Consider the following 2,574-nt stretch of genomic DNA (forward strand, 5'->3'; position numbering starts at 1 on the left):
CCGCCTCGACGTCGGCTTCGCGTTCAAGAAGGGCTCCCGGCTGACCCCGGCGTTCCAGGCGGCGGTCAACCAGCTGATCAAGGACGGGACGTACGCCCGATTCCATCAGCAGCCAGGGGGCGCCGCCGGCGAAGGAGCGGGCCCGGTCGGCGTCGAAGGCGGCGTGGGCGGCGGCGTCGGTGCCGGGTGCGCTGGGGTAGTGGTTGACGGAGACCAGGTCGACCTCGCGGCCGAACGCCCACAGGTCGAGGTTCTGGTAGTTGGGCAGCATGAGGTTGGTGGTCACCGGCCGGTCGCTGTGGGCGCGGATGGCGTCGCGCTGCTCGCGGTAGGCGGCGAGGGTCTCGTCGGACCAGAAGCGGCTGTAGTCCAGGGCCTGGCCGGGGTTGCGGTGCCACTGGCTCCGGCGGGGCGGCAGGATCTGCTCCCACGAGGTGTAGCGCTGGCTCCAGAAGGCCGTCCCCCAGGCCTCGTTGAGGGCGTCGAGGGAGCCGTGGCGGGCGCACAGCCAGACCCGGAACGCGGCGGCGGCGTGGTCGCACCAGCAGAGGGTGACGTACTCGTTGTGCACGTGCCACAGGGCGAGTGCGGGGTGGTCGCCGTAGCGCTCGGCGAGGGCCGAGGTCCGCGATGAACTCCCCGATCCGCGCGGTGGCTTCGGCGACGCGTCCGGCCTCGCCCTTGAACTCGAACTCGACGAAGTCGCCGAGGCCGGCCACGGTGTCGAAGGCGACGGCGATCCCGTCGAGCGTCCACTCCTCGCGGACCTTGTCGACGGTGGTCAGCCCGGTGAAGCCGAGCGCGGCCAGGATCCGGCGGACGGCCTCGGCGTCCCCGACGGCGGTCTCGTACTCGTCGCAGTGCGTCGTCACCGGCGCCCCGACCGGGTGAAACAGCTTGAAGTTGAGCGAGGCCCCGTCGTCCCCCTCGCGGATCCGCAGCCACTCGGAGATCACCTCGCCGGCGGTGAAGTCCCGGTGCGGGGCGTTGTAGTAGGTGTCGACCTGCCGGGACGGCTCGCCGGGCTTGCCGCCGCGCTCCGCGAGCACGGCCCGCAGGTCGTCGGGCGGGCCGAGGAGCCGGTACTTCTGCTCGACCTCGATGTACTTCACAGGCGTCCCCCTCTCCGTGACTGCTGTGCCGGACCGAGATCATCACGGCCGGGGCGCGGCGCACGTCACCAGGAGCGCACGGTTCACCCGAACGGATGACTCCGGGGGCCGTCGCGAAGTTGGCCGAAACACCCCGCAGGCCCCCGAATTTGATGACGCCGTTATGGAAACCATCGATGACGCTGTTATGCAATAAACCCGCCTGGGAGCAGCCGCAAAGCACGCTCGAAGTAGACACCCGGGCCCCGGCCGGGCAGCCTGGATTCGGATACGGTGAGCCGTTCCCGGTGGGGACTGGCGGGCCGTCAATTCGGAGCCAAGGGGCGGTGAATACGTGAGCAGCCAGCGGGTCGCCATCGTGGGAATCGGGCTCAGGTACCCGGACGCGAATTCCCCGAACGAACTCTGGGAGAACGTCCTGGGCGGGCGCCGGGCATTTCGGCGGTTGCCCGACGAGCGGATGAACCACGCCGACTACTGGTCGGCCGACCGGGCCGCGCCGGACCGGTTCTACGCCAGTAAGGCCGCGGTGCTCCGCGATTTCACGTTCGACCGGGTGGCCTACAGCGTCGCCGGGAGCACGTACCGGTCCACGGACCTGACGCACTGGCTGGCCCTCGACACGGCCGCCCGGGCACTGGCCGACGCGGGATTCCCGGGAGGGGAGGGAATTCCCGCGGAGGCCACCGGCGTGGTCGTCGGGAACAGCCTCACCGGGGAATTCTCGCGGGCCAACATCATGCGCCTGCGCTGGCCCTACGTGCGCCGGACGGTCGCCGCCGCGCTCACCGGAAAAGGCTGGTCCGAGGCGGCCGCAGCCGAGTTCCTGGAGGAATTGGAACCGGCTTACAAGGCGCCTTTCCCGCCGATCGACGAGGATTCCCTCGCGGGCGGCCTGGCGAATACCATCGCGGGCCGGATCTGCAACCACTTCGACCTGCGCGGCGGCGGCTACACCGTGGACGGCGCCTGCTCCTCCTCGCTGCTGTCCGTCATCACCGCCGCCCGCTCGCTCGTCGACGGCGACCTCGACGTGGCGCTCGCGGGGGGCGTCGACCTGTCCATCGACCCGTTCGAGGTGATCGGCTTCGCCAAGACGGGCGCGCTGGCCACCGGCGAGATGAAGGTCTACGACCGCGACTCCAACGGCTTCTGGCCCGGCGAGGGCTCCGGCATGCTCGTCCTCATGCGCGAGGACGACGCGCTCGCGGCCGGCCGCCGGATCTACGCGACGATCGCCGGCTGGGGCGTCTCCTCGGACGGCAAGGGCGGCATCACCCGCCCCGAGGCGGGCGGCCACCGGCTCGCGATCGCCCGCGCGTACCAGCAGGCCGGGTACGGCGTCGAGACCGTCTCCTACTTCGAGGGGCACGGCACCGGCACCGCCCTCGGCGACGCCACCGAGATCGAGGCGCTGTCCTCCGCCCGCCGCGCCGCCGCCCCCGGAGCCCGCCCGGCCGCC

1 protein-coding gene and 3 pseudogenes are annotated in these 2,574 nt (G+C 71.4%); 2 read left to right on the forward strand and 2 right to left on the reverse strand.

The window, feature by feature from the left end; genetic code table 11:
• Positions 1-118: pseudogene (locus AB0O00_RS35280) on the forward strand (ABC transporter substrate-binding protein); the annotation flags it as partial.
• Positions 119-154: 36 nt separating this feature from the next.
• Here the strand turns inward: AB0O00_RS35280 and AB0O00_RS35285 are convergent.
• Together AB0O00_RS35285 and AB0O00_RS35290 are read right to left on the reverse strand one after the other, a co-directional pair.
• Positions 155-571, reverse strand: a pseudogene (locus tag AB0O00_RS35285) (beta-galactosidase); the annotation flags it as partial.
• A gap of 139 nt (positions 572-710) precedes the next feature.
• A pseudogene (locus AB0O00_RS35290) lies at positions 711-1,112 on the reverse strand (class IV adenylate cyclase); the annotation flags it as partial.
• Between the two features lie 334 nt (positions 1,113-1,446).
• Here AB0O00_RS35290 and AB0O00_RS35295 point away from each other — a divergent pair.
• On the forward strand, positions 1,447-2,574 hold a 1,128-nt coding region (locus AB0O00_RS35295; protein WP_363658793.1), incomplete at its 3' end, for a polyketide synthase.

The sequence above is a fragment of the Kitasatospora sp. NPDC093558 genome, assembly GCF_040683475.1.
Lineage (GTDB): Bacteria > Actinomycetota > Actinomycetes > Streptomycetales > Streptomycetaceae > Kitasatospora.